This window comes from Vibrio sp. 03_296 (genome assembly GCF_002265885.1).
This window is the reverse complement of record NZ_NPKW01001162.1, coordinates 1-899: the sequence shown is the minus strand read 5'-3', so window position 1 is coordinate 899 and position 899 is coordinate 1. Positions and strand designations below refer to the sequence as shown.

General features: G+C 44.3%; 3 tRNA genes and 1 rRNA gene. All 4 read left to right on the top strand.

The features are described 5' to 3' along the window. Nucleotides 1–81: 81 nt before the first annotated feature. A tRNA-Glu gene (locus CIK04_RS30565) sits at nucleotides 82–157 on the top strand. Nucleotide 158: 1 nt separating this feature from the next. Further along, nucleotides 159–234, top strand: a tRNA-Lys gene (locus CIK04_RS30560). 28 nt (nucleotides 235–262) lie between these two features. Continuing rightward, nucleotides 263–338: transfer RNA gene (locus tag CIK04_RS30555), tRNA-Val, on the top strand. A 282-nt stretch (nucleotides 339–620) separates the two neighbouring features. Further along, nucleotides 621–899 (top strand): 23S ribosomal RNA (locus CIK04_RS30550); the annotation flags it as partial.

Below are 899 nucleotides of genomic sequence, written 5' to 3'. Positions count from 1 at the left end.
GGATCACCTCCTTATACGATGATTATTGCGATGAGTGTTCACACAGATTGATATGGTTTAGAAAGTTTAGAGTATCTTAGTGTCCCGTTCGTCTAGAGGCCTAGGACACCGCCCTTTCACGGCGGTAACAGGGGTTCGACTCCCCTACGGGATACCATGGGTCGTTAGCTCAGTTGGTAGAGCAGTTGACTTTTAATCAATTGGTCGCAGGTTCGAATCCTGCACGACCCACCATTTCCTTCCACGGGAAAACAAATAATGTGGGCGATTAGCTCAGTTGGGAGAGCACCTGCCTTACAAGCAGGGGGTCACTGGTTCGAACCCGGTATCGCCCACCATCTTTAAGGGTTTTTCCTTAAGAATCTTTAAACATGGTTTTCATTAGAAAATCTGCTCTTTAACAATTTGGAAAGCTGACAAAACAACAAATTATTGTTGTTTGTAAAGTTCTCAATGTTTGTCTTTATGACAAGCACCAACAAACACATTCAAGTGTTCTTGGGAATGTCACTGTTAAGTGACTATTCGAAATTGAGTCCGGCAAAATCAACGCTATCTCGCTCATTCAAATAATGAGATAGCAACTTTGGTTGTTTAACAAAGACCCTTTGGGGTTGTATGGTTAAGTGACTAAGCGTACACGGTGGCATGCCTTGGCAGTCAGAGGCGATGAAGGACGTAGTAACTTGCGATAAGCGTAGATGAGGCAGTAACAGCCACTTGAGTCTACGATTTCCGAATGGGGAAACCCACTGGCATAAGCCAGTATCATTGAGTGAATACATAGCTCAATGAAGCGAACCGGGAGAACTGAAACATCTAAGTACCCCGAGGAAAAGAAATCAACCGAGATTCCGAAAGTAGCGGCGAGCGAAATTGGATTAGCCCTTAAGCTTTAC